General features: G+C 59.0%; 24 protein-coding genes. 18 read left to right on the top strand and 6 right to left on the bottom strand.

The window, feature by feature from the left end:
* The 7 genes from VMC84_RS02395 to VMC84_RS02425 form a co-directional block, all read left to right on the top strand.
* On the top strand, positions 1-964 hold a 964-nt coding region (locus VMC84_RS02395; protein WP_325377777.1), incomplete at its 5' end, for a transcriptional regulator.
* A 376-nt stretch (positions 965-1,340) separates the two neighbouring features.
* Positions 1,341-3,251, top strand: coding sequence for an ATP-dependent protease LonB (gene lonB, locus VMC84_RS02400; RefSeq protein WP_325377779.1), 1,911 nt, complete (start codon positions 1,341-1,343; stop codon positions 3,249-3,251).
* Between the two features lie 80 nt (positions 3,252-3,331).
* A complete protein-coding gene (locus VMC84_RS02405) occupies positions 3,332-4,651 on the top strand; it encodes a TldD/PmbA family protein (RefSeq protein ID WP_325377781.1) in 1,320 nt (439 codons plus the stop codon).
* Positions 4,648-5,964 (top strand): TldD/PmbA family protein, encoded by a 1,317-nt coding sequence (locus tag VMC84_RS02410; protein WP_325377783.1) that lies wholly within the window; start codon positions 4,648-4,650, stop codon positions 5,962-5,964. Before VMC84_RS02405 ends, VMC84_RS02410 begins: the two co-directional genes overlap by 4 nt.
* A 94-nt stretch (positions 5,965-6,058) precedes the next feature.
* Entirely contained in the window at positions 6,059-6,592 is a 534-nt protein-coding gene (locus tag VMC84_RS02415) for a hypothetical protein (protein WP_325377785.1), read from the top strand.
* Entirely contained in the window at positions 6,592-7,074 is a 483-nt protein-coding gene (locus VMC84_RS02420; RefSeq protein WP_325377787.1) for a pyridoxamine 5'-phosphate oxidase family protein, read from the top strand. Before VMC84_RS02415 ends, VMC84_RS02420 begins: the two co-directional genes overlap by 1 nt.
* 25 nt (positions 7,075-7,099) lie before the next feature.
* Positions 7,100-7,756, top strand: a complete 657-nt coding sequence (locus VMC84_RS02425) for a hypothetical protein (protein ID WP_325377789.1) — start codon at positions 7,100-7,102, stop codon at positions 7,754-7,756.
* 148 nt (positions 7,757-7,904) lie between these two features.
* Here VMC84_RS02425 and VMC84_RS02430 read toward each other — a convergent pair whose 3' ends face one another.
* The 3 genes from VMC84_RS02430 to VMC84_RS02440 are packed head-to-tail and all read right to left on the bottom strand — an operon-like array spanning position 7,905 to position 10,581.
* Positions 7,905-9,272, bottom strand: coding sequence for a PFL family protein (locus tag VMC84_RS02430; RefSeq protein WP_325377790.1), 1,368 nt, complete (start codon positions 9,270-9,272; stop codon positions 7,905-7,907).
* 2 nt (positions 9,273-9,274) lie between these two features.
* Positions 9,275-9,547, bottom strand: coding sequence for an ACT domain-containing protein (locus tag VMC84_RS02435; RefSeq protein ID WP_325377791.1), 273 nt, complete (start codon positions 9,545-9,547; stop codon positions 9,275-9,277).
* Positions 9,548-9,567: 20 nt separating this feature from the next.
* Positions 9,568-10,581 carry a class I SAM-dependent methyltransferase gene (locus VMC84_RS02440; RefSeq protein ID WP_325377793.1) on the bottom strand — a complete coding sequence of 338 codons (1,014 nt, stop codon included), beginning with the start codon at positions 10,579-10,581 and terminating at the stop codon, positions 9,568-9,570.
* A 339-nt stretch (positions 10,582-10,920) separates the two neighbouring features.
* Here VMC84_RS02440 and VMC84_RS02445 point away from each other — a divergent pair, with 339 nt between their 5' ends.
* The 6 genes from VMC84_RS02445 (at position 10,921) to VMC84_RS02470 (ending at position 19,131) form a co-directional block, all read left to right on the top strand.
* Complete coding sequence (locus VMC84_RS02445; protein ID WP_325377795.1) at positions 10,921-11,397, top strand: PUA domain-containing protein; 477 nt, start codon at positions 10,921-10,923, stop codon at positions 11,395-11,397.
* Between the two features lie 276 nt (positions 11,398-11,673).
* On the top strand, positions 11,674-13,869 hold the full coding sequence (locus VMC84_RS02450; protein WP_325377796.1) for a PQQ-binding-like beta-propeller repeat protein: 2,196 nt from the start codon (positions 11,674-11,676) through the stop codon (positions 13,867-13,869).
* Positions 13,870-13,916: 47 nt separating this feature from the next.
* On the top strand, positions 13,917-14,498 hold the full coding sequence (locus VMC84_RS02455; RefSeq protein WP_325377798.1) for a carboxypeptidase-like regulatory domain-containing protein: 582 nt from the start codon (positions 13,917-13,919) through the stop codon (positions 14,496-14,498).
* Positions 14,499-14,555: 57 nt separating this feature from the next.
* On the top strand, positions 14,556-15,032 hold the full coding sequence (locus VMC84_RS02460; protein WP_325377800.1) for a carboxypeptidase-like regulatory domain-containing protein: 477 nt from the start codon (positions 14,556-14,558) through the stop codon (positions 15,030-15,032).
* Positions 15,033-15,622: 590 nt separating this feature from the next.
* Positions 15,623-17,821: a PQQ-binding-like beta-propeller repeat protein gene (locus tag VMC84_RS02465; protein ID WP_325377802.1), complete on the top strand. Its 2,199-nt coding sequence runs from the start codon at positions 15,623-15,625 to the stop codon at positions 17,819-17,821.
* Positions 17,809-19,131: a carboxypeptidase regulatory-like domain-containing protein gene (locus tag VMC84_RS02470; RefSeq protein ID WP_325377804.1), complete on the top strand. Its 1,323-nt coding sequence runs from the start codon at positions 17,809-17,811 to the stop codon at positions 19,129-19,131. Before VMC84_RS02465 ends, VMC84_RS02470 begins: the two co-directional genes overlap by 13 nt.
* Positions 19,132-19,457: 326 nt before the next feature.
* Here VMC84_RS02470 and VMC84_RS02475 read toward each other — a convergent pair whose 3' ends face one another.
* Positions 19,458-20,045: a DNA-binding protein gene (locus VMC84_RS02475; RefSeq protein WP_325377806.1), complete on the bottom strand. Its 588-nt coding sequence runs from the start codon at positions 20,043-20,045 to the stop codon at positions 19,458-19,460.
* Positions 20,046-20,966: a replication factor A gene (locus tag VMC84_RS02480; protein WP_325377808.1), complete on the bottom strand. Its 921-nt coding sequence runs from the start codon at positions 20,964-20,966 to the stop codon at positions 20,046-20,048.
* Between the two features lie 334 nt (positions 20,967-21,300).
* Between VMC84_RS02480 and VMC84_RS02485 the strand changes: the two genes are divergently transcribed.
* From VMC84_RS02485 to VMC84_RS02505, 5 genes are all read left to right on the top strand, one after another.
* Positions 21,301-21,720, top strand: coding sequence for a hypothetical protein (locus VMC84_RS02485; RefSeq protein ID WP_325377810.1), 420 nt, complete (start codon positions 21,301-21,303; stop codon positions 21,718-21,720).
* An 81-nt stretch (positions 21,721-21,801) separates the two neighbouring features.
* A complete protein-coding gene (locus tag VMC84_RS02490; RefSeq protein ID WP_325377812.1) occupies positions 21,802-22,776 on the top strand; it encodes a hypothetical protein in 975 nt (324 codons plus the stop codon).
* Between the two features lie 234 nt (positions 22,777-23,010).
* Entirely contained in the window at positions 23,011-23,577 is a 567-nt protein-coding gene (locus VMC84_RS02495) for a GMP synthase subunit A (RefSeq protein ID WP_325377814.1), read from the top strand.
* Positions 23,562-24,203: a YkgJ family cysteine cluster protein gene (locus tag VMC84_RS02500; protein WP_325377816.1), complete on the top strand. Its 642-nt coding sequence runs from the start codon at positions 23,562-23,564 to the stop codon at positions 24,201-24,203. The genes VMC84_RS02495 and VMC84_RS02500 overlap by 16 nt, the downstream gene beginning before the upstream one ends.
* Before the next feature lie 56 nt (positions 24,204-24,259).
* Positions 24,260-24,754 (top strand): peroxiredoxin family protein, encoded by a 495-nt coding sequence (locus VMC84_RS02505; protein ID WP_325377818.1) that lies wholly within the window; start codon positions 24,260-24,262, stop codon positions 24,752-24,754.
* On the opposite strand, the gene VMC84_RS02510 is transcribed toward VMC84_RS02505, so the two are convergent.
* On the bottom strand, positions 24,716-25,237 hold the full coding sequence (locus VMC84_RS02510) for a YkgJ family cysteine cluster protein (RefSeq protein WP_325377819.1): 522 nt from the start codon (positions 25,235-25,237) through the stop codon (positions 24,716-24,718). The two genes, VMC84_RS02505 and VMC84_RS02510, sit on opposite strands and share 39 nt — an antisense overlap.
* Positions 25,238-25,329 lie beyond the last annotated feature (92 nt).

A 25,329-nucleotide genomic window follows, 5' to 3' on the forward strand; every position in this document is an offset into this window, starting at 1 on the left:
CATTATGACTCGAGAAACGCTGCTCGACCAGGCCATCCGCGTCCTGCAAAAGGCCGAGTTCATCATCTCCGAGAAGTGCGACATCCGGCCCAGGAGCTTCGACGTCGGAGCCCGGAGGGGAAAAACGTTCCTCCTTATCAAGGTGCTCTCCAACATCGAGGGGCTCGGGGAGGATACATCGCGGGAGATGCGGAGGCTGGCGGTGCTCTTCAATGGCACGCCCATCGTGATTGGCGAGCACACGAACGACCATCCGCTGGAAGACGGGGCGGTATACCTGCGCTACGGCATACCCTGCGTCGACATCGAGACCTTCAAGGACAACTTCCTCGAAGGGGTGCCGCCCCTAGTGTACGCCGCGCCCGGGGGCCTTTACGTCGAGATCGACGGGGAGACGCTTAAAGCCGTCCGGGAGGAAAAGAACATTTCCCTGGGCGAATTAGCAAAACACCTGGCCGTATCCCGGCGGGCCATCAGCAAGTACGAGAACGGGATGAACGCGACGATCGATATCGCGCTCAAGCTCGAGGAGATCCTGGATACGCCCCTGGCCCGGCCCATCAACATGATGGTGCGCTTCGAGAAGCCCGAAGAGGACGAGAAGGACGACATGGCCAACGCGAGCGAGCTGGAGAAGGAGGCGCTGGGCACGATGAAGGACATCGGGTTCGACGTCTTCCGGACCACGAAGGCGCCCTTCAACGCCCTGTCCAGGGACGAGGATAACAAGGTGCTCACCGGCGTGAGCGACTTCTCCGAGGCCGTCATCAAGCGGGCGAAGTTCATGTCGAGCCTGGCCGACGTCGCCGATACGTACTCCGTGTTCATCGTCAAGAAGATGAGTAAGTCCCGGAACATCGGGAATACTGTTTTAGTGCGCCACGAAGACCTCAAGGCGCTCGACGACAGCGACGACCTTTTGACCATGCTGCTCAAGAAGCACGCAAAGACGGGCAACAACTGAACTGCTTTTAATCTACGCTTGCTAACCGTTTGTTATCATTGCTAAGACAGCCGGCTGAAAGCCGCCTCTTCCAAGGCCGCCCACTGTACCGGAGAAAAAGGAATAAATATTATAAAATATTTATATTACAATGCAATAATAGCTATGTCGGCATTAAGAAGGGAACGGCGCTTATAACTATATAACCACAAAGATTTTATTTTGCCGTTACACAGTAAATGGTCGAAGGACTCATTTTCCGCGCTTCATACCGCGATGGCCCTTCCATCCCCAATAATCGGGCATAGAGATAAGCCGATGCCCGTCAAAATTAAAATCGCTAAAAGTATTTATCCTATGTACGAATTTAATCGGTGAGAACGAACGGTGATGGCAATTGAGTGAAGAGATAATAAATGAAAAACAGGACGACCTGTGCGGCGGCCTCGAGTTCAGCTCGACCAGCGAGATAGAGGTCCCCACCAAGCTGATCGACCAGGTGATCGGCCAGGAGCACGCGGTCGAGGTCATCAAAAAGGCCGCGAACCAGCGCCGCCACGTCATGATGATCGGCACGCCGGGCACGGGCAAGTCGATGCTCGCCAAGGCCATGGCCGAGCTGCTCCCCAAGGAGGAGCTCCAGGACGTTCTCATCTACCATAACCCCGAGGACGGTAACAACCCCAAGGTGCGTGTCGTCCCCGCTGGAAAGGGCAAGCAGATCGTCAACGCCCACAAGATGGAGGCCCAGAAGAGCTCCCAGCTGCGCAACCTCATCATCGTCTTCGCCATGCTGGGCATACTGGTCTTCGCCTTCGTCTACATGCACGACCAGTTCATGTGGGCCATCATCGCCGTATTACTCTTACTCTTACTCTTACGCTACGTCACCCCGAAGGAGACGGTCATCACACCGAAGCTCCTCGTATCAAATCAAGGCAAGACGACAGCGCCGTTCATCGACGCCACGGGCGCCCACGCGGGCGCGCTTTTAGGCGATGTGCGGCATGACCCGTTCCAGTCCGGCGGGCTGGAGACCCCGGCGCACGACCGCGTCGAGGCCGGAGCCATCCATAAGTCAAACAAGGGCGTACTGTTCATCGATGAAATAAACACGCTCCGCATGGAGAGCCAGCAGCAGCTGTTGACTGCCCTGCAGGAGAAGAAGTTCCCGATCACCGGCCAGTCCGAGCGCTCCTCGGGCGCCATGGTCAAGACCGACCCGGTACCGTGCGACTTTATCATGGTCCTGGCGGGCAACCTGGACGCGAAGGAAGGCATGCATCCCGCGCTGAGGAGCCGCATCAAGGGCTACGGCTACGAACTATACATGACCGACTCCATGGAGGACACCCTGGAGAACCGCCGCAAGCTCGTGCGCTTCGTGGCCCAGGAGGTCATCCGGGACGGCAAGATCCCGCACTTCGACCACGGCGCCGTGGAAGAGGTCATCCGCGAGGCGAGGCGCAGGGCGGGCCGCAAGGGCCACCTGACCTTAAAATTAAGGGACCTCGGCGGCCTCGTGCGCGTCTCGGGCGACATCGCCCGGGCCGAGGGCGTCACCCTGGCGACCGCGGACCACGTGCTAAAGGCAAAAAAGATCTCCCGCTCCGTCGAGCAGCAGCTCGCCGACACCTACCTCGACCAGAGGAAGGACTACCGCCTGTTCAAGGCGGCCGGCGAGGAGGTCGGGCGGGTCAATGGCTTAGCCGTCATCGGCGGCGACTCGGGCATCGTGCTGCCCATCGTGGCGGAGGTGACCCCGGCCATATCCAAGTCGGAAGGCCACGTCTACGCGACCGGCAAGCTCAAGTCCATCGCAAAGGAATCGGTCCAGAACGTGAGCGCGATCATTAAGAAATTCACCGGCTACGACATCTCGAGCATGGACGTCCACATCCAGTTCGTGGGCGCCTACGAGGGCGTCGAGGGCGATAGCGCCTCCGTCTCGATAGCTACGGCGGTCATATCGGCGCTGTCCCAGATACCCATCGACCAGACCGTGGCCATGACCGGGTCGCTCTCGGTGAGGGGCGAGGTGCTCCCCATCGGCGGCGTCACCTACAAGATCGAGGCGGCCGCGCTGGCGGGCATCAAGACCGTGCTCATACCGAAGTCCAACATGGGCGACGTGCTCATCGAGGAAGTCTACAAGGATAAGATCAAGATCGTGCCCGTGTCCAACATCAGCGAGGTGCTGGAGTACTCCCTCGTGGGCAAGATGAAGGAGTCCTTCCTGGACAAGATCCGGAACTTCAGCATGGACAAGATGGGCATCGGCATCTTCGATAAGGCCCTGCCCCACTGAACAATCTTAATATCGGGCGCCAGCTATAAAGGGCGCCCTTATATCCTTTTAGTAACTTTTTACAATATAGACGTGAGAAAATGGAATTCTACGATGTCAGGGAGATCGACGGCTACACGACCGCGATCGCTTACGATAACGGGGAGGTCGACGAGATCTCCGAGCACTTTGTCACCGGGGGAGCGGTCCGCGCCCTCGCCGGGGGGTCCTTCGGCTTCACCAGCGTCGACGATGTGAAACAGATGAGCTCCGCAGTTAAGGACGCCATCGCCATCGCCAAAAAGCTGGACAGGCTCAACCCTCGCCCTAAGATCGAGCTGGCGCCCATCCAGAAGATCAAGAAGGACGTCTACCGCGTCAAGAAGAGGCCATCCGACGTGTCCCTCGAGGAAAAACAGCGTCTCGTGAAAGACATCGAGGCGGCGCTCAGGGGAGAAGGCATCACGAGCACGAAGGTCTCCTATTCCGAGTCATATTCGCACAACCTGTTCCGGTCCTCCGAGGGCGACGAGTCAGAGTACGACACCTACCGGACCGGCTTCAGCTGTATCGCCGTGGCGAAGGACGGCGCCAACATGCAGATGGGCCGGCGGAGCTACTTCAACGTCGGCGGCTATGAGGTCTTCGACCAGTGCGATCCCATTAAGCTAGCAAAAGAGGCGAAGGAGGAGGCGCTGTCGCTGCTCGGGGCGGGCAGCCCGCCCGGCGGCCACTTTAACGTCATACTGGACCAGGAGCTCGCGGGCGTGTTCATCCACGAGGCCGTGGGCCACGCCTCCGAGGCGGACACGGTGCTGGAAGGCGATTCCTGCCTCGAGGGCCAGCTGGGAAAGCTCATCGGCAGCGAGCTGGTCACCGTGCGGGACGACCCGACCAGGCTCCAGTACGGCTACTATCCCTACGACAGCGAGGGCGTGCCATCCCAGAGCACCACGATAATAGAAAACGGCGTGCTCAGGGATTATCTCAATTCCCGGGAGACGGCCCTGAAGTTCAACGGCCACCCGGGCAACGCCCGTGCCGGCGGCCTCATGCGGCCCGTGGTGCGGATGAGCAACACGTTCATCGATAACGGGGACATGACCCGGGACGAGGTCTTCGAGGGCGTCGACGGGATATATCTAAAAGGCTCCCGGGGCGGCCAGGTGAATACCGGCGAGGGCATCTTCCAGTTCAACGCCATCATGGGCTTCATCGTCAAGAACGGCGAGATAAAGGAGCCCATCCGGGATGTTTCTATCTCCGACAGCACGCTGAAGACGCTGAAGAACATCGTCAGAGTAGGCAACGACCTCAAGTTCAGCGCCGGCCGCTGCGGCAAGGCAGGACAGGGCGTGCCCGTGGGCGACGGGTCGCCCCATGTGCTCGTGAAGGATGCGGTCGTGGGGGGCTCGGCATGAATTTCAAACATTTAATCGACCTCGCCCTGAAGGAGGGCGCCACCGAGGCAGAGATCTTCTACTCTAAGGGCCGCGTGGTCAACGTCGAGACGCAGAAGGGCTCGGTCGGCTTCGGCGAGGAGAGCGTGTCCGACGGCATCGGCATCCGGGTCATCTCGGGCGGAGCGTTCGGCTACTCATCCGTGAACGACCCCGGGAAATACGAGGACGCCGTCCGGACGGCGGTTAAGTGCGCCAAAGCCCGGGGCCGGGACCCGTCCCTGCAGGGGCTTCCTGGCCCGAAGCCTTACCGGAGCGTCTCTGGCATTTACGACAGGCGAATCGACGGGATGAAGCTGGACGAGTGCATCGACACCATGGCCGCCATGGTCTCCGAGGCGACGAAGGACAGGGACGTCTCGGTCACGTTCGGAAAGTTCTCCAGCCAGGTCTCCGAGACGACGATCATCAATTCCAACGGCATCGATGCCCACGAGAAGGATACGGCGGCGTACGGCTACATCGACGTCATCCTGAAAAAGGGGGACCAGGTCTCGACCGCCTACGACTACGACGTGTCCCGGGCGCTGGACGTGAATTTCGCCGCCATCGGCTCCAACGCCGCGGAACTGGCGAAGAGCTCGCTGAACGCCGTGTCCATCGAGAGCAAGACCTGCGACGTCCTGCTCGGGCCGCAGGCGTTCTCCGACGTCATGGAAGGCACGCTGCTATTCGCCATCAACTCCGAGAACGTGCAGAAGGGCCGGTCCAGCCTGGCCGACAGTATCGGCAAAAAGGTCGCCGTAGACGGCCTGGCCATGGTCGACGACGGCCTCATACCCGGCGGCCTGGGCACTTCCGCCTTCGACGACGAGGGCGTGCCCACGCAGGCCACCACCATCATAGACGACGGCGTGCTCGAGACGTTCATCTACGACAGCTACACCGCGGGCAAGGCGGGCCGGGAGTCCACGGGCAACGCCGTCAGGGGCACTTACCAGCTGAGCCCCAAGGTCGGGCCGCACAACGTCCGCTTCGAGTACCCGAGAAGCGACGTCATCGGCGAAACGAAGAAGGGCATATACGTGAACTCCATCATCGGCGCCCATACGGCCAACCCCATCACCGGGGACTTCTCCGTGGAGTGCCGGAACTCGTTCATCGTGGAGGACGGCCGGAAGACGAAGCCAATAAAGTCCCTCATGATGGGCGGCAACGCCTTCCAGTTTTTAAACAATATCACGGGCATGGGCCGGGACGACCGGAAGATGGGCGCCTTCGTGGTCCCGACCGTCCGCGTAAAGGACGTGCACGTTACCCGCGGCAGCCAATAAAAAGGATAAATTTGGATTTTTTTGGGAGAGAACAAAATATAAATCGATAATGCGTCTAAATAGCATGGCTTAGCACCATTGAGGAGGACTGGATATGCGCCTGAAGACCCTGGCCATCTGTGCCATAGCTCTGCTTACTGCCGCCGTGTCGGGATGCGTGCTCGGCAACGGGCCGCAGCCGTCGCCTACCGTAACGCCCCCCGTGACCGTCACCGCCGTGCCGCCGACGCCCTGGCCCCCCGCCACCATCGGCACCATCACCAGCGGCCAGGTGAGCGTCAAGGACATCAGGGTCTCGAGCAACCGGAACGAGGACTCGGTGCAGTCGGAGAACATCTCGATCCTCTTCGAGAACTCCGGCCGGGACTGGGCGAACAACACGTTCATGACGCTGCGCGTCACCGACTCGTTCACCGGCGAGTTCTATTATGCCAGCCCCCAGATCGACGTGGGCAACATTCCCCCGCGCTCGACCCGGCTCGTGAACGTCACCACCAGCGGCCACGACTTCGGCTTCTCGGTGCTGGTGCAGATGGAGTGGTTCTGGGGCGATAACCTGGAGTTCCACGACACGTACAAGAAGTCCTTCACGCTCGCCCCCGTGGACTGGGAACACCTCTACGGGTGATGTCGTTGAAAGTCGGCCATGCCAGTAAGCGTAATATGGGCGAGGCCGGCATCCTCGACCTCCTTTCCAGGGCTGAGGTGGGCCAGCTTGCCACCGCGGACCCCGATGGCAGGCCCTATGTTATTCCCGTCTGCTTCTTTTATGAGGGCGGCCGGATCTATTTTCACTGTGCCCTGAAGGGAAAGAAGCTCGATAACCTGAAAACTAACCCGTACGTGTCTTTCTCCGTCTTCGATGTGCTGGGCATGGGCGTGAGCGCCGAAAAGCCATGCAATAGCTGGACTTACTACCACAGTGTAGTCGCTTCCGGCAAAGCCCGCATCCTGGAGGGCGACGAGAAGCTGCGGCCGCTGCGGCTGCTGGCGGAGAAGTTCGCCCGCGGGCCCGTCGCCGAGATGCCCGCGGATTCCGTGGGAAGGACCTGCGTCGTGGAGATCACGATCGACGAGATCAGCGGCAAAAAGAACGAGAAAAAGATATAGCTGAATATCACCCTGTAAAGGGTGAATGTCTCGGAGCTTGAAGGACGCGATAAAATTAACCGGGCTCGTGGCGGCGGCCATGTTAGTCTCCATCATCCTGCCCGTGAGCGCGTCCTTGCCCGCCTATACGGGCATCAGCTATCCAAACACTTTCTGGGCTAAGATGGACTATACGAACACCGTGACCGGCAAGGTCATCGCCTCCTCGGGCGCTTCGCACGGCCTCGAAGGCGCCTATGTCGCAATCGTCAATGCCTCCAACACGAGCGAGGAGTACTGCAACACCACGTCAGACGCCAGCGGCAACTATAGCTTTTCAAACGTGAACGCGACCTTTTACCAGAAGCCCGACCGCTACGACCCGTTGTACATGATCTATGCGTATAAGGAAGGGTACGGGGAAGCGTATTCCCAATCTTTCGGGATCGACGTCGCCACCGTGAGCGAACCCGTGGAGATGTGGGTCGTGATACCCGTTAACGAGACGAAAGCCCAAACTAGTAATGTCGTCAGCAGCGCCCCGACGGCCACAGTTAAGCCGTCTCCATCGCCCGTGCCGGCCGAGAGCACGCCGTCCCCCGGGAACCAGTTCTGGTCGTTGAGGTCATTAGCTATCTATATGGCCGTTATCGCCGTCGTCCTGGCCGGAGCAGGGGCGTACCTCTACATTCGCCGAAGATAAATAAAAGATAAAAAAAGAATGGGCGTCTTTTAAGATTTTAAGCCATTCCTTCGTTAATTTCCGCTGTGTTGAATTACTCCCGTATTTTAAGCTTTTTCAGGGCACGGAGGACGCTCCGTGCGCTTAAAATGTAATATTCCACACAGCATTAATTTCTAAAGCTCTGGATAGGCGCCGGTATCCTTCCGCCGCGCCTTACGAATCCCGCAGACGAGAACTTGTTCAGGGGCATCACGTAGCTGCCTCCGAGCAGCCCGCCGAACTCAACGTACTCGCCCTCTTTTCCGGCGGGTATGATGCGCACGCCGGTGGTCTTGCTATTTATCATGCCGATGGCGCACTCGTCCGCGATGATGGCGGAGAGCGTCTCAGGCGACGTGTCGCCAGGCACCACGAGCATGTCCAGGCCGACGGAACACACGCTGGTCATGGCCTCGAGCTTGTCGATGCCGATCGCGCCCGACTTAACGGCGTCCACCATGCCCGCGTCCTCGCTCACCGGTATGAAGGCGCCCGACAGGCCGCCCGTGTACGAGGTCGCCATAGCGCCGCCCTTCTTCACGGCGTCCGTGAGCAGCGCGAGAGCCGCCGTGGTGCCGTGGGTGCCGCACTTCTCCAGGCCCATGACCTCGAGAATATTCGCCACCGAGTCGCCCTCGGCCGGCGTCGGCGCCAGGGACAGGTCGACGATCCCGAACTCGACGTTAAGCCTTTGGGCCATTTCCCGGCCCACGAGCTCGCCCATGCGGGTGATCTTGAACGAGGTCCTCTTGATGGTCTCGGACAGCTCGCCCAGGTCGGAGTTGTCCATCTGCGATAAAACGGCCCTGACGACGCCCGGCCCGGAGATGCCCACGTTGATGACGTTCTCGGGCTCGCCCTCGCCGTGGAACGCGCCTGCCATGAAAGGGTTGTCCGACGGGGCGTTGGCGAAGACGACCAGCTTGGCGCAGCCTACGGGGCTGATGGCCGCGGTCTTCTTGATGACCTGGCCCATGAGCAGTATGGCGTCCATGTTGATGCCGCTCTTCGTGGTGGCCACGTTGACAGAGCTGCACACCCGGTCCGTCGACGTGAGGGCCTCTGGTATGGAGCTTATGAGGATGGAATCGCCCGAGGTGAAGCCCTTGTGGACTAAGGCCGAGTAGCCCCCGATGAAGTCGATGTTGAGGTCCTTGGCCGCGCGGTCGAGCGTCCTCGCAACGGAGACGGCGCCCTCGATGGCCTTCGCGTCGGACTTGCCGGCGAGCGGCGTATCCAGTAAACTGGCTACCGGCGTCACGGAAATGCGCTTATTGACGATGGGTATGCCGAACTTTTCCTCGACGGCCTTCGCCTCGCTCACGAGGTTCTCGGCCCTCGCCGTGACGGTCTCGTAGATGTTCTCGTTCATCGTCCTGATGTTATCCGAGATACATCCCCGCAGGCTGATGCCCATTGTGACCGTGCGGATATCCAGGTGCTCCGCCTGGATCATGTGCACCGTTTCCAGGATCTCTTCGATGGAATAGATCATTCTCAGACCCTGTGCATGTACTTGAAGATGTTCTCGTGCTGTACGGTGATCTGGACGCCCTGCTTCTTCCCGATCTGGGCCATTTTTTGCTGCAGCCGGGACAGGTCGTGGTCGGTGATGTCCGCGATGAGGATCATGGTGAACAGCCCCTGGACGATGGTCTGGCTCAAGTCCTCTATATTTACGTTCTCGTCCGCCAGTGTCCTGGTGATGGAGGCGATGATGCCCGGGTGGTCGATGCCCGTAACGGTGATCACTGCACGTTCCTTTGCCATTTTAAATGCCTCGATGAATATCATTTCCGCACCAGCGAAATATGCCTCGTCAGGCTCCTGTGGATATACTGCTCGTGCGTTTCAATCACATTAAACCCCGCTTCTTTTAATAGCTTTTCCATGGGCTCCCGGTAAACGACGACCGCGTAGCGGCCCGGCTTCAGCACCCGGTACATCTCCTTCAATGCGCCCTTGTGGAAATCCTCCAGGGACGCGCCCATGATGGGCGTGGACTGGCCGTAGGGAAAGTCGGTCACCATGGCGTCTATGGAGTCGCCCTTGATCGCCATGTTCGGCGAGTCCTGCCGGATCACGTCGTAGTTCTTGCCGTAGTGCCTGAGGTTCCACCTGGTCCCGTAGGCCATCTTTTTCTGTATGTCGCAGCCCACGACGTGGATGTCGTCGCCGATGAGTTCGCCTTCGACCAGGATGCCGCCCGTGCCCGACATGGGGTCTAATAAGTAACCGCTTCGTATCCTGGCCATATTTACTATGGCCCGGCTGATGCGGGGCATGAGCACGCCGGGCAGGAAAAACGGCTTCTTCAACGGTGCCCGCTCTTCGTACTGGCCCCGGTCCGGGCTCGCGACGAGCCTCCCGAATATACATTTGTCCTCGGTGATGATTGCGCGATATTCGGCATCCGGCCTGTTCAGGTCGACTTTATGGCCGCGGTGCCAGAGGACGGCGCCCAGCTCCCTTTCGAAGGACGAGTCGACGCTGCCGTACTCGCGGACCTTCCTGACCCGGACGAGGAACGTCTCGCCGGGGCCGAGGCGTATGTCGGCTTTCTCCGCCTCTTTCTTGATCTCATCTTTATCCGCCCTGCACTCGAAAATGAGCTCTAGTATGTGGTGCGAGAGCGCCAGCCGGCGCGCCAGGATATTCACGTCGGCGTCCGTGTCCACGACCAGCGCCTGGTCGTAGCTGCCGGTGACCGCATAGGCGTAGCCGTAAGCCTCGATACAGCCGATGACTTCGCTCTTCGGCAGTGTGGCATGCTCGCCGGATAACTCGAAAACAAGGCGCCTCATGGTCGAGTCCTAATGACGTGGAGGAGTGATAAAACTTTGTATCTTTTTATCAACGTTGAATCGATATTTTTAAGCTCACTAAGCTGACGGAGGCACTATTTCCACCACAAGGGCACAACGCCCACGGAGTTTCACAAAGACTTTTTCAGATGGAGACACGAAGGCCACAGAGCCCGGAGATAGCAACAGTTGCATGATCGTTAGAGAAATTTCATATACTCCTATTACCGATTGATAGATAGTGCCGGTCTTGGCTGGGGGACAGCAATGCCGGCGTGTTATTTTTTTATGCAGTCCATTTACGGTATTTTTATATGCCGGGGCGACCATTAGCGCGTGATGCTCGACAGGGTACGAACCATCGCGGATTACCAGTTCGGCAAAGGCGCCGGTAACGCTCTATTTCCCGACGGCGTGCGGTTAATCATGGGCCGCACGGGCCGCCTGAGGCAGGTCCTCGAGGGGGATAAGCGCATTGCAACCCTGAGAGCTAACGATGGCTTTCTCATTTTAAGCGCCTACGGCGGGCAAAAGCTAAAGCAGGCGCTGCCATCTCCCCAAAAACGGGTCATTATGAACGACGATGCGGCACCCTTCGTGGCGAAGGGAAAGACAGCCTTCTGCAAGTTCGTCGTGGACTGCGACCCCGAGATCCGCGCCCTGGAAGAGGTACTTGTGGTCGATAAGGACGATAACCTGCTGGCTACCGGGCAGGCGCTGCTGTGCGCCGCCGAGATGAAAGCCTTCAAGAAAGGCACCGCCGTGAGCGTCCGGTACGGCATCAAGGGCAAAGAGATGGCGCCCGAGGTCGATTAAATATTAGCAAGTTTCGAGAGAAGCTATATTTTTTTAAGCTCCTCTCGACATTACACATAGATAGGCATAAGGAAGTCAATGGTGTTCGATTAAGGGCTAGAAGTCTTTTCAATGCCAGATTTCAACAAGGCCGCCGGGAGCCTTATCATCGGCGTGCTGTGCCTCGGCGGCTTATATATGACCATCGAAAAACGCGGTTAACAGATTATGACAGAAGCTATAAATGAGGGACAATTCGTTTTTCATTAAGGGTAGCCCATGCGACACAAGAGAGCCATGTTCGAATCATTACTGGCCATAGCGGCCATCCTCCTGATCTTCTCCTTCTACCTCATGGTCACGGGCTACGCTTTTACGACAACGCAGACGAACGCCACCGTCAAGTGGGACGCCCCGGGCAACGGCAGCATATACTATTTAAAGGCCTGCCAGGACGGCACGCTCCGCGCCCTGATGGACGGCCGCGTCAGCGCGACCGGCAGCGACGGCTCGCCGCTCTGGAGCGTGGACATACCCGACAGATGGTGGGTGGGCAGCAAATATTATGACCCGGCCGTGGACGTCGCGCCGGATGGCACCCTTTACGTCTATCTGCGGGCCAACGTCACGCAGGCCGCCATGGAGCGCAGGCTGCCATACACCTACGCGGGCGACACCGCGATGGACATGGACGACCAGAATAAGCGCCTGATGGACGCGTACGCGGGGACGGAGTTCGCATACTCGCTGGACGAGCGGGTGCTGGCCATCTCGCCCAATGGCAGCATCCTCTGGAACGTGCCGCTGTCCACCGGGCTCTACGACGCGGACATCGTCTTCCGTAACGACACCGTATACGTTTACCACGGCTACGAAGAGACGGCCCTCGATGCGGACGGCCGCATACTCTGGACGGCCGGCGACGTGGGCGCCGCGCCCGCAGTGGACGAGGACGGGTACGTCTACGCGATGACGCCCGTCCACAGCGGCGAGCTGGACCCGAACAGGCGGGCCCTCTCGGGCATCATCACGGCACTTTACCCTGATGGCACTATTTTTTGGCGCCAGGACATTGGTGAGGCGGCCTGCCGGTGGAAGGGCACCGTGCCTCTGTACAATAACGGCACGCTCTACCTGCCCCTCAACAACGGCATCGCCGCCATGGACAGGAGCGGCACGGTCCTGTGGACAAAACATTATAACGTGAGCACCGCCATATTCGAGCAGGCGCCCTTCGACAGCGCCGGAAATATCTACCTGAGGACCTTCGACGCGGGCATGTCGCTCAGCGAATATACGTTCAATGGCGAGACCTACTACTCGTATATCGGCGGGTACCAGACCCGGGGCTCCCACATCTCGATCCTGCGGCCGGACGGCACCGAGCTCGCCAGTATAGACGGCTCCCGGGAGTACGTCTACGTCAACGACGGGATCGCCTACCAGGCGGACGTGCTCTACCCCGAGAACGAGCGGCGGCTCGGCGTGCTTGAGTCCGCCGTGCTGAAGGCCATCGACCTCAAGGGCAACCGGACCATATGGAGCCATAGCATAAGCCCCGGAGAAGCGGCGATGGCGACGCTCAACGCGTCCAGCGCCGAAAGCCTGCTTACCGGGAACGACCTGAAGAACGCGGCGGCCTTCAATGCCCACGGCTCTAATTTCACGCCGCAGTGCGTCTGCGGGGACTGTAGCTTCCGCATAATCCAGGGGAAGGACGTGACCTACGTGGGCTTCTGGACTTACAACTATGAGGCGCCCGCCATCTACGGCCTGTCGAAAGTGGCATACTCTGGAGGCCTCTACGCCTTCGACCGGGCCGGCAACCTGCTCTGGTCCAGGCCGGTGGACTCCATCATAGGCTCCATGTACGAGAAGGACGGCACGATCTACTACAGCACGGGCAATGGCCGCATGTCGGCGGCCAGCATAGACTTCGTGACAGGGCTGGCCATGGCGGCGGCGCTCTATATCCTGATCCGGTTCGTCGCCGTGGGAGCCGTCTCCAGGGCCCGGGGCGCCGTCAGCAAGAACGAAAACCGTAATGTCGTGCTCCAGTATATCGTAGAGCATCCCGGCTCCACCATGTACGAGATCGCCCGCAGCCTCGAACTAAACAAGGGCACCGTGCGCTATCATTTATTCATCCTCAGCGTCAACCACCGCATCGCCTCCATCAAGGCGGATAAGAAGTTCGTCCGCTACTTCCCCAATGCCGGCTCCTACAGCAAGGACGAGCAGCTGCTCATGTCGCTCCTGCGCCGGGACACGATCCGGCGGGTCATGGAGGCGCTCCTGCGGAAGCCGGGCCTGTCGAACGTGCAGCTCTCGGCCGAGCTGAAAGTGCCCGAGAGCGCCATGAGCAAGCATATGAAGGAGCTTTGCATGAATGGCATCGTGGACCGGCTCCAGCAGAGCGGCGGCGTGTCCTACCGCATCCGGGATGACATGCGGGGCCCCGTCGCCCGGGCGCTCGAGCGTATGGCCGTATAAAAAAAGATTTATAGGACATAAGCAATCAAATGGGCCGTTGATATTCCATGCGCTTTACGAAAACGCTCCTGACCGCTCTCGCCGGCATCGCGCTGATCTTCGCGGCTCTGCCCGCCCATGCCGTGGACGGCGACTACTTCTCCATCTCGGGCACGGTGACGGATGCCAACTGGAACCCTATCCCCGGGGCGCTTGTAATACTCTACGATAACGACTTCAACCAGGTCACGACCCAGGACACGACCAGCAACGGCTATTTCGCCTTCGAGGGCGTCTCCGTGAAGACCAATCTCTGTAACCTGAGGATATCCTATAAGGACGCCGAAGGAACTGTGCATGAGCTCCCGGGCTATTATATACCGTCCCAGACGGCCCACGGCACCATCGAGCTCAACGCGACGATGACGCACTATGACGACTACGCCCTCCCCGGCTCGCAGCCCAGGGCGACCCCGACTCCGGTTCCGACCCCGACCCCCGCTCCGACGACGGCTCCTACAGCAGACCCCGTGCCCCAGAATGACAACGGCCTTTACATAATCCTCTTCTTCAGCGGCTTCCTCACCGGCGCCTCTATGTCGCTGCTCGCCTGCATCGTTTTCATGCGCCCCAGGAAGCCCGCTAATTAAGCGATGATTATATAACTTATTTATATCATCATAATTTATTTGGATATGGGTGAGCGTATGAGTAGGGCTTATCTCGTTCTGCCGGCGCTGGCCGTCCTGCTGGCCATCTGCACCGCTCCGGCCACTGCCAGTACCTGTACCGTTCATGGTTCGGTGACCGACGCCGCCGGTAACCCTGTCCAGGGCGCCGACGTCACGCTCTTTAACGGCGACCGCACGGAGATCACTTCAGTCAAGACGGACGCCTCCGGTAATTTCGTTTTCGCGAACGTGGACGTCGGCACGAATTTGTGCACGGTCAGGGTCTTCTATAACGACCTTCGCCAGACATACACGAACGCCGCCTATTTCGACGTGTGGTACCAGGCTTCGGGCGACGTGTCCGTACCGATAAAGGATGCCCGGCTTAATATGTACCATAAGGCATCTTCTACTGCAAGTTCCTCGGGCTCTCCATTCGCCACGCCAGCGCCGACATTTCTTATATCTATATTAACGCTGCTTACCGCTGCGATAATAGTTAAAAAGCATTAGTAACCATGATCGTCGAGGCATCCAGGTTCTCGAAGATAAATGATGGTATGGCTTGCGATAAAAATGATAGTTAGCATTATTAAAGCAATTTTGCTCCGTATAACCGTGCCTTTATAGTGAGAATAGTGTCCTCTGTGCCCTTCGTGCTCTTAAAACTAGATTGTTATGATCTGGATATTCTTCTAAAAGACATGGGAGGCGGGGCGCCGGTATGGGAGACCGCGCCCCTCCTTTTATAGGCAGCTTGTGGTCTTTTTTATCGATGAAATAGCCCTGAAAAAACGGCTGCGGCGATGAGCTGTATGCCTTTGCACTCGGCATGATGTGAGATCGCCACGGGGCTCGTTTCCATCGATTCTCCAGGGCATGAAACCCTGCTACAATCACTCCTATGGGCCGAGAGTATATATGCTCTCTCTCATAATCGCTAAAGACGCAAATCCGCGTGCGCCGGTCATACAGTTAGCCAAAAGCCGAATATGCGGCAACCGACCGGTAAAATTAGAATAAACCCCCAAAGCATGCCTTTTATCCCCTTCTTTAGCGATTATGACAGAAAGTATATTTAAGCTACCTCAGAAGTATAACGTGTGTCAAAGAAAAAGAGTATACTCTTTGAAGCAGTGATAGCACTGGTTATCGTCTTCCTGGCATTCACGGTCTATGCCATGATCAGCACCAGCACCACTGCGGCGGCCATAAAATGGACGACACCCACCTACGACCAGCCCCGCTATATGTATGCGGGCGATAACGGCATATTATACTCTTTTACGGGCAACAGTATCTACGCCATCGACAGCGAAGGCCGTCCGGCCTGGAACCTGACCATACCGGACAAGTGGAGCATCTCCAACGAGTGGCTCCGGCTCAAGGATACGGGCGACATCCTGGTGGGCGGGTTCACGGGCACGACCGAGGTCAGCCCCACGGTGGCCTCTTCGGACGGCGTTCTCTACGTCTATGCCCGGCCCAACATCACCGTGACTTCCACTGATATCACAACTGTGGATAATTTCACCCAGGTCTTCGCCATCTCGAAGGACGGCATCATCCTGTGGAGCGTGCCCCTGGAAAGCAAGCTCATACTCTACGACAGCTCGTCCCTGGACAGCGTGTCCATCCATGCATCCGGCGGGCGCGTTTACGTGTTCCACGATTACTCTGAAACTGTCATAGACAGCTCCGGCCACGTGCTCTTCACCATCGCCAGCGTGTCCGACCCGGCGGCCGTCGATGAAAGCGGCCGTATCTACACCGTATCGCCGGTCAGCAGCGATCCGCTGCTGGAGGGCGGCGCGTACGATTACCGCGTGCCGTCGGGCACCGTGAACGCCTATGACGCCTCGGGCCGGCTGCTCTGGAGCCGGGACATCGGCGAATCGGTCGAGCGCCAGTTCCTGCGCGAGGACGTCCGGGCGCAGTACGACTCGCTGCCGCTATATAGCCAGGGGAAGCTCTACCTGCCCCTGCAGGACGGCATGCTCTCAATGAACACGGACGGCACCGTGAACTGGGTGAAGCGGCTCAACGAGTCGGCGCGGCTGCTCGAGCTAATGCCCATGGACTCCGCCGGCAACTTCTACCTGGAGCACGTGAACGGCGCGAACCAGTCGGCATCGAGCGTCTACGTCCTCTCGGGCGACGGCTCCAACCTGTCCCAGCCCGTGCCATACGACGAATACCGCTCCTGGAACTATAAGGCCGGAAAGGACGGCATCCTCTACTACGTGTCCGGCAGCGCCGCGGCCAACCGCAGCCTCGCCGACCTGGACACGCTCAAGCTCACCGCGTATGACCTGAAGAACGCATCCGCGCTCTGGACGTACACCATACCCACGTATAAGAAGACAACGATCACGCTGGACGCCACGAGCATCCGGAACATCTTCGACCCCTATACTTCGAGCGATATCCTGGGCGGCAGCCAGCAGCGCTACCCGTATGGCAGCACGTCCGCAAAGGTCTTCGGGCAGTCGGACGTGATCGTGTTGCCTTCGGAGGGCCGCGTCTACGCCAGCTATTCGGACTATAACTACGAGTACCCGATCGTATCCGGCCAGTCGCAGTGCGTCTACGCCATGGGCCTGGCCGCCATAAGTAACGATGGCCGACAGGAGTGGCAGTATTCTACGGTCTCCCCGGTAACCGCCATGGCCGAGGGGAACGGCACTCTATTCTACAGCACCATGGATGGCAAGATCTCGGCCGCGAAATTCGACCCCGCCACGGGTCTCACCATCTCGATCATCACTTACCTGTTCATCCGGTTCATCGCCGTGGGCGCCGTCTCCAGGGCCCGCTCCAGGCTCGACAAGAACGAGAACCGCAACGTCGTCCTGAAGTTCATCGCGGAGCACCCGGGCTCCACTTTATACGAGATCGCCCGGGGCATCGACATGAACCTGGGCACGGCCAGGTACCATGTGCTGATACTGGGGATCAACCACCGCATCACCTCCCAGAAGGCCGATAATAAGTACGTGCGGTTCTTCCTGAACTCAAACACCTACAGCAAGGAAGACCAGGTGCTGCTCTCCTTCATACGGCGGGAGCCCACCCGGAAGGTGCTGGGCACGCTGCTCGAAAAGCCCGGCCGCACGAACGTGGACCTTTCGAGGGAACTGGACATCGCCGAGTCCACCATCAGCAAGTATATAAAGGAGCTCTCCTCCAAGGAAATCATCATGAAGGAGCCGCTGCCCGGCGGCCGGTTCGCATACTCGATCCGCAAGGAGTATGTGGAGCGTGTCGCCATGGCGCTGGAGAGCATAAAATGCGCCGCCTGACACTGCTGCTGGTCACTCTCACGCTGATACTCGGTCTTTTTCCCGCCGCCTCCGCATACCCCGACCAGGCCGCCGTAACCGTAAAAGTGCTCAGCCCCGACGGCTTCCCCGCAGCGGGCATGAGCGTTTCCCTGGAGAACGGCAATTACGCCATCTTAGGCAACAATACGACCGGCCCCGACGGCACCTGTTCCTTTAACGTCACGCCGGGCTCCGCCGCCATCCGGGCGCTGGTTAACGGCTATTACGTCACCTCCGTCTGGTACGAGGCCGGCAACGCGACCCTTGAAGTCAGGCTCCGCCGGATAGGCGAGGTCACGGGCACCATCCGGCTGGACGGCATGGGCACGGGCAACCCGCTGGTCGTCCTCGATAACGGCACTATCTTCGACTCGACGCCCTACGACGTCTCGCGGCAGAACGGCTCCGACATCTATACTTTTACCGTCAACCGCTTCTCGCTCCAGACCGGCACCGGGCCTCATTCTTTATACGCCGTGGGCTACTCGAACGGCACCGTCTACCGCTCCGGGGACACGGAGATCAACGTCTCCGAGGCTGGCACCGCCGTCGTGCTCGAGCTCAGGGCTGTCAGCGATAACGCCTCGACGCTGCCGCCGGCCGTCTATGACCGGGTCTTTCACACGTCAGCCGGGGGCGGCACCTTCAGCTTCTCCGGCCGGCTGCTGGACTCAACTGGCGCCCCCATCATGAACGCCACGCTCACCGCCCAGGACTACTTACTCGTGGACCGGGGCTCCGCCATCTCCGGGGAGAACGGCACCTTCGTTTTCGGGCTCCTGAACGTGAGCACGGACTTCCTGCGGCTCAAGGTCAGCATACCGGATAACAACTCCGCCATAACCTCCTACACGCAGTTCTATCCCGCCCAGGGCACCTCCGGCCTCGAGGTCAAGGTCCTGGACTACCCGAAGCCGACCTCAGGCTACATCTACGGTATAATCGCCCTCACGGATAACCGTTCCAACCCCGTGCCCATCTCGGGCACCGTTTACCTGAGCAACGGCATCTCCCAGGAGGTCTCGCCCTCGGTGAACGGCGGCCAGTTCTCCTTCGCCCTTGCCCCGGGCACCTACTGGATCTACGCAGAACACGTGGACGGCGGCCAGCGCCTCGTCTCCGAGAAGCGTACCATTGAGGTGCAGGCCGTATGGTCGGCCTTCGCCGTCAACCCAACCATCCTGGTGGTCGGGCCTGAGAAGGTACAATACGGGCCGCTCGCCCTGTCGCTCGCCCTGGGCGCGCTGTGCCTGGCGGGCGCGGGCTCTGCGATGCGCAAATGGCTATGACACCTAAGCCCCTCGAAATATGATAAGTTGCTCTAAGACTTTTCAGCCACTAAGTTCTCGAAGCTGGCCCGAAGTTGCTCTAAGAATTTTTATAAATTTAATATTGGTCATCGACGTGTTCCTGTGCCATGTTGGTATCGGTGCCTCAATCTGAAAAGTTCTCTGCATGCTCTATGGTTTAACAGATACCTACCAGACATACGAAAATCGCAAATAATACAATAAATAATTAAGAGAATCTTCGAGCCGCTTCGTGGCTGAAAAGTCTTAAGCATTCTTACTCTTTTTTTGAGGGCCTTGAATAAATAAAAAATGGTGGGCGCCACTTACCTGGCGCTCACGACGCTGACTTCCATCTGCTTTAAGGATTTAGCCGCATTCAGCAGCATCTCCTTGTACTCCTTAATGTCGGGGTGGTAGTACTCTTCCGCCTTCTTCGCGTCCGCATCCGTGCCTGCCTTAAGGGCGATGAGCCGGTCTGCAGTGGCGTTGATGGCGTCAAGCACCCACCGGTCCCGGGCCTCGGTGTCCACGGGCAATACCGCTTCGGGCCTCACGTACACGCGGATTTCGCCGTCCTGGGTCTTGAAGACGCGGGGCTTGCCGATGACCGCCACGAACGAGGGGGGCTCGATGTCGGAGAGCGCCTGGGCGGCGTCCGGGCTGAACTGGCTGGCGTAGACCACGAAGGCGCCCGTCGGGTCCGTGACCCGGGCCCTCCACGTGTCCTGCTCCTCGCCGACGTTCTCCTTCTCCGTGAGCGTGCCCACGATAAAGACGCGGTTACATTTCGCGCCGGTCGGCGTCAGAACGTAAGCAGGCGCGAACTGGTCCTCGCTTTCCTTATATGTCAGGGTGGACGCGTTGAATTCCTTCGCGAAGACCCGCTTCGCGACCTCTCTTGCCATAGGCATTTAGATCCCCTCCACTTTCTTGACGGCCGTGTTAAGGTCGAGCTGAGCCCTCGCCGGCTGCATGTCCTTGACGAGCAGGTAGCGGCTCCCGAGCACGGGGCCCTTCACGGTGAAATACTTGCCGAGCAGGATGCGCTTGATCTCGTCGTACACGACGGCCGGGTCCACGGCGTCCATGGCCATCTTCTTGGCCACCTTAATGTCGATACCCGTGACCTTGTAGGTCATCTCCTGGTTCAGGATGATGTCCTGCGCTGTCCTGCCGTCGTCGATGACCGCCTTGATCCGGAGGTCGTACTCGCCCTCCTGCTTGCCATGGTCGACACAGGCGCCCTTGACCAGGATGCGGTTACACTCTGGGCAGCGCTTCACCAGCCCGCTGCCGGACTGCACGTCCACGACGGCGCCGGTCATCTCCGTATCGTTGCTGGCCACCTCGACGTCCTCGGCCGGCACGATGGTGGTGGTCTTGTTCATCTTGACGGAGAACCGGCCCTGCCAGGAGTCGGTGACCAGGTTCTTAAAAATGTAACTCTTGCCTTCCTCGACCGGGGGCAGGTCCGACTTGGTCCACACGACGAACTTGATGGTCCCGGTGTCGTCGCCGAGCAGCCCGGCCTGGGCGATGGAGGCCTTCTCGTTCTCCCAGAGCTGCACGACCTTCGCCTTGAGCGATATCCACTTTCCGTCGCTGGTGATGTCCTTGATCTTCGTGAGCGGCGAGTCCCCTCCGCCGGCAGGGGCCCGCTGGAGCTTCAAGTCCCTCACGTACTGGTTAAAAACGGTCCTTCTCGCCTCTTCCTCGGGAACGCGATACTGGTTCACGAGGAGGTCGAGCTTCGCCTCGATCTCCTTCTGGGGCACGTCGGCGCCCAGCTCGGAGATTTTTTTCCTCATCTCTTTGGCTAATTCTTTTAACATAATGCTTGCCTCAAGTCTCCCGTTTTACATGGTCTGGGAGACAATTACAGATGGCCTTCCGTAGTATATAAACAAATTTAAAGCTCAGTGAAAGTATTGTCCAGAGCGCTCGCCATGGCTCCATGCGGTATAGGCCAGTTAACGATTAAAAATATCCAATAATAGCCTGGCGTTGGCGGCATTTATTATCGGCGGCCTGGTGGCTTGTTATATAACAAAGCTGCAATTTTCCTCATAATCTCCGGCCTTTTGCCAGGCTGTATCCGTATATCATCGACTTTAATGACCATCATATTTTAAGTTTCGATGCCGTCTATTTTTTGGGTGCAATAAGATGAAGATGGATTGGTATCGAATAGCAATGACCGCCATTCTGGTCATCATAGCGTGCGCGCTCGCGTTAGCCCCCACAGCTGCTGCCAAGATGGGAGGCGGTGGTGGCATGGGCGGTGGTGGCATGGGCGGTGGTGGCATGGGCGGTGGCGGCATGGGCGGCGGCTGGAAGCCCGGCGGTGGCGGCATGGGCGGCGGCTGGAAGCCCGGCGGTGGCGGCTGGCAAGGCGGTGGCTGGCAAGGCGGTGGCTGGCACGGCGGCTGGAACCGTCCCTGGTGGAACAACTATGGCTGGGGCGGCTGGTGGGGCGGCTCCTACCCGTGGTGGGGCGGCAGCTATGGCAGCATCTGTCCCTACTGGAACTGCGTGAACATGGGCTACAGCCCACAGTACTGCTCCCAGGTCTGCGGCGTATACTGAAGTCCGCAGCGCTCTTTTTTATTTTTTCTTCCCGGCATATCTAAAGATATTTATATCCATTCGGTGAAATTTACCCTCGAAATGAGCCTGAAATACCAGCCGATCAACGCGAGGATCCAGGCGGTCATCGACGTCCTGAAGAAAGAGCATCCGGGCTCGGCCATCGAGACCCTCAGCTACGACTTCGAATCCTATGACCTCATCCTGGAGCACGACCGTGCGGTCTACATCGTCGGCATCAAGCTCACCCGGGCCACCATGCAGACGGTCTTCAAGCTGGTCCTCTACGGCAAGACCGTGGCCCAGCGGTACGCGAGCCAAAAAGTGTACCTGAAACTGTATGCGCCTTCCATGGCCGCGGACGCGAAGGCGGCCTTCGAAAAGGCCGGCGGCTCCTTCCAGAAGCTGGCCTCGACCCGGCGCGGCGCCTCGGACCCCGTGAAGGTCACGTCCCCGGGCTCATGGAAGGTGGCCTGCTACTTCTTAAAGAACGAGGCCACGGTTAACCAGGCCTCGGTGAGCACGGGCGTCTCGTACCCGTGGACCCGCTCCGTGGTGAAGAAGCTCGTGGAGCTGGGCGCGCTGATGGAGAGTGACCGGAAGGTGGCGCTCGGCGATATTGACGCACTTTTCAAGGCTGTAGCCTGGGAGCGCCCCATCAATAGCCTGAAAGGCCTGGGGTTCCAGAGCGCCTTCGAGGACGAGCCGGAGGCGCTGAAGGAGCTGTACGCCAACATCGAGGGCATCGTCCCGAAGTCCGCCTGCACGCTTTTCACCGCGGCCGACCTATACCTTGAGGGCACGGCCTCCGGCGGCTGCATCCAGTTATACGCGGACGAGAACGCCGCCAGAGTCGTGAAGAGCCTCATGGGCGAGGGTAAAGGCGTCAGCTTCCAGATCTATAACCCGGACCGGGACCTGGACGCCGATACGTACGAGATCGGCGATATCCGGGTAGTCTCCATCGAGCAGGCTATCCTGGACCTGGCCGGCCTGGGCTCCGCGGGCGCGGACGCCGCAAAGGTGCTCGTCCAGAAGTACCGCTCCACAAGCTAAGTCCCTCTAAAATTTATAAGAAGTCTCGAAGACTGTTTCAGCCACGAAGCGACGCAAAGCTGGCCTGAAGTTACACGAAGACATTAATAAATTATTTAAAATCTTTGAGCAGCTTTGAGCCGGCTTCGAGTCGCTTCGTGGCTGAAACAGTCTTCGAGACTTCTTATTTTTCTTAGCGGTGCTTGTCTCGAACCGGAAAAGCTTATATATAATTCCCGCCGGAATCCTTTTTCGATGGATAAGCAAAAGATCCTCGTCATCAACAATTACGGGCAGACCTGCCACCTCATCCACCGCTCTTTAAGGGACCTGGGCATGGACGCGAAGCTCGTGCCCAACACGTCGTCCGTGGTGGACGTGCTCAAGATGGAACCCGACGGCCTTGTCTTTAGCGGGGGGCCGACTATGGAGAGGGCGGGGAACGGCCTGAGCCTGATCAAGATCGACCTGCCGATCCTGGGGATCTGCCTGGGCCACCAGCTCATGGCCCTGGCCTACGGCGGCGAGATCCGCACAGGCAAGTACGGCGGCTTCGCCCGGGTGGACATCGAGGTCGTGGACGAGGACACGATCCTGAAGGGCATCGGGCCGACTACGAAGGTCTGGGCGTCCCACCAGGACGAGGTCTCGAAGTTGCCGCCCGGCTTCAAGCTTTTAGCCCGCTCGAACATCTGCGAAATCGAGGCCATGTGCCACGTCGATAAGCCATTGTACGGCGTGCAGTGGCACCCCGAGGTCTCCCACACGGAGAAAGGCATCGACCTGCTCAAGAACTTTTTAGAGGTGTGCGCGCGCCGGTGACCCACGACTCCATCGCCATCTTAAAAAAGGAGCTGGAGGTATTCAGGGCCATAAGCCCCCGCAGCATCGAGGGGCAGGTTTCCGCCGCGGGCTTCCGCTGCAGGCATTGTGCCAAATGCTGCAGCGGCCGCTTTGGCGATAACACCGTGACTATTTTCCCCTCCGAAATACGGGCCATAATGGCGGTCAGTGGCTCGGGATGGTTTGACGTCGCCCGCCCGCACGAGAGCGGCGACGTCGACGCCTGCGGCGTCATCCATACGTTCGAGTGGGTCCTGCGGAAGAAGGAGAACGGCGACTGCGCCTTCCTGGGGGGCGGCAGGTGCGCTATCTACGACCTCCGGCCCCTCATCTGCCGAACATATCCCATGCGGCTGGAGGGCGAGGAGCTCGAGCTCTACGAGTGTGACGGCCTGGGCACGGGAGCGACCGATAACGCGCCGGACCTGGCCTGCACCCTGGTGAAGCGGCAGATCGCCGAGACTGCCGAGATGATCTCGCTGCTGGAAAAGCTCGACGCCATGCCTGAGGGCGCCCCGGCGTCCGGCCGGCTATACGCCGTCCACGATGGCGAGGGCACTCGTATGGTCGTGGAGAAAGCTGATGGCAGCTTTTCCTTTTTATAAACGTGCTTTAAAATCGGGATATTTTTAATTCAAAATTGGTTTTTTATCTTATTGCTATGTATAACATGGAATATCGCATAGAGGTCGGCGAGATGGCCCCGGATTTCCGGCTGAAGAGCACGGATGGGCGCGAAATACGGCTCTATGACTGCAAGAATAAAAAGACGGTCCTGCTATTCTTCTTCAACCACGGATGCACGGAGCGCCTGAAAACGCTGGCCGCTGACTATGGCCGGTTCAAGGACGCGGGCGTGGCAGTCTTTCCCGTAAGCATCATGAAAGTGGACGAGGGGAAGGCGCTCGTGCAAAAACTCGGGCTGCCGTTCGGGATCCTCTGCGACGATGACCACGCGGTGGTCCGGGACTATAAGATGGGGCAGTGCAGCGACACGCCGTCACAAGTCTGCTTCGAGGTCATCCACGACGTCGAGTTCCCGACGATGCTGGTCGTCGATACCAGCGGCATCATAAGGTATAAGCAAAGCGTTGGAGCCTCCGGGACGCCGGATAACCTAACGCTGATGGAGCAGTGCCGCAAGGCCTTTAAATAGCCGGGCGTCCGGGAACCGGGCGCAGACCTCAGGCTTCGTCCCGTATATCGTGCAGCCCGCGCCGTCGTAGTATATGCAGCCATGCTCCTTCTTTGGAACGACCAGGGCGCCTTCCCGGGACGCGCCGAGCGCAAAGGCCAGGCTGGCGGTGAGCTTCTCGTCCAGCTCGAATAAGCCCGAGCACATCATTTCGAGGGACCGGGCCTCGCACGGCGTCAGCCCCGCGGGCGGCCCCCGCCTGGGCATATACTCTAAGCTCCCGATGATGTCCAGCCTCTTTTCCGAGATCCAGCGCTGGATGTCATAGACAGAGGGCTCGATGCGCCACGGCCTCCGGCAGCAGCCGCCGCACCGCTCACAGCGGAAATCCCCGTCGGACGGGAAGGCCGGGCAGATGGCATAGGCTTCGTACGCCGAATACAGCTCTTCCGTCGAGTATGGGCCTCCACGGGCGCGGGCGAAGAATTCCTGCCGGCTGAGCATATAAATGAGCATTGATAAGTCCTTTATTATAATTATTTTGGATGCCTTTTTGCCGTCCTTGAAATTCGCTGCCCATGGGACGAAACAGAATG

Origin of the sequence: Methanocella sp., assembly GCF_035506375.1 — an archaeon.
Classification (GTDB): Archaea; Halobacteriota; Methanocellia; order Methanocellales; family Methanocellaceae; genus Methanocella.

Excerpts from the sequence above, each read along its gene's own strand:
- VMC84_RS02405 (WP_325377781.1), top strand. The coding sequence starts at position 3,332 with ATGGAATTCTACGATGTCAGGGAGATCGACGGCTACACGACCGCGATC.
- VMC84_RS02410 (WP_325377783.1), top strand. The coding sequence starts at position 4,648 with ATGAATTTCAAACATTTAATCGACCTCGCCCTGAAGGAGGGCGCCACC.
- VMC84_RS02415 (WP_325377785.1), top strand. The coding sequence starts at position 6,059 with ATGCGCCTGAAGACCCTGGCCATCTGTGCCATAGCTCTGCTTACTGCC.
- VMC84_RS02420 (WP_325377787.1), top strand. The coding sequence starts at position 6,592 with ATGTCGTTGAAAGTCGGCCATGCCAGTAAGCGTAATATGGGCGAGGCC.
- VMC84_RS02425 (WP_325377789.1), top strand. The coding sequence starts at position 7,100 with ATGTCTCGGAGCTTGAAGGACGCGATAAAATTAACCGGGCTCGTGGCG.
- VMC84_RS02430 (WP_325377790.1), bottom strand. The coding sequence starts at position 9,272 with ATGATCTATTCCATCGAAGAGATCCTGGAAACGGTGCACATGATCCAG.
- VMC84_RS02435 (WP_325377791.1), bottom strand. The coding sequence starts at position 9,547 with ATGGCAAAGGAACGTGCAGTGATCACCGTTACGGGCATCGACCACCCG.
- VMC84_RS02440 (WP_325377793.1), bottom strand. The coding sequence starts at position 10,581 with ATGAGGCGCCTTGTTTTCGAGTTATCCGGCGAGCATGCCACACTGCCG.
- VMC84_RS02445 (WP_325377795.1), top strand. The coding sequence starts at position 10,921 with ATGCTCGACAGGGTACGAACCATCGCGGATTACCAGTTCGGCAAAGGC.
- VMC84_RS02450 (WP_325377796.1), top strand. The coding sequence starts at position 11,674 with ATGTTCGAATCATTACTGGCCATAGCGGCCATCCTCCTGATCTTCTCC.
- VMC84_RS02455 (WP_325377798.1), top strand. The coding sequence starts at position 13,917 with ATGCGCTTTACGAAAACGCTCCTGACCGCTCTCGCCGGCATCGCGCTG.
- VMC84_RS02460 (WP_325377800.1), top strand. The coding sequence starts at position 14,556 with ATGAGTAGGGCTTATCTCGTTCTGCCGGCGCTGGCCGTCCTGCTGGCC.
- VMC84_RS02470 (WP_325377804.1), top strand. The coding sequence starts at position 17,809 with ATGCGCCGCCTGACACTGCTGCTGGTCACTCTCACGCTGATACTCGGT.
- VMC84_RS02475 (WP_325377806.1), bottom strand. The coding sequence starts at position 20,045 with ATGCCTATGGCAAGAGAGGTCGCGAAGCGGGTCTTCGCGAAGGAATTC.
- VMC84_RS02480 (WP_325377808.1), bottom strand. The coding sequence starts at position 20,966 with ATGTTAAAAGAATTAGCCAAAGAGATGAGGAAAAAAATCTCCGAGCTG.
- VMC84_RS02485 (WP_325377810.1), top strand. The coding sequence starts at position 21,301 with ATGAAGATGGATTGGTATCGAATAGCAATGACCGCCATTCTGGTCATC.
- VMC84_RS02490 (WP_325377812.1), top strand. The coding sequence starts at position 21,802 with ATGAGCCTGAAATACCAGCCGATCAACGCGAGGATCCAGGCGGTCATC.
- VMC84_RS02495 (WP_325377814.1), top strand. The coding sequence starts at position 23,011 with ATGGATAAGCAAAAGATCCTCGTCATCAACAATTACGGGCAGACCTGC.
- VMC84_RS02505 (WP_325377818.1), top strand. The coding sequence starts at position 24,260 with ATGTATAACATGGAATATCGCATAGAGGTCGGCGAGATGGCCCCGGAT.
- VMC84_RS02510 (WP_325377819.1), bottom strand. The coding sequence starts at position 25,237 with ATGCTCAGCCGGCAGGAATTCTTCGCCCGCGCCCGTGGAGGCCCATAC.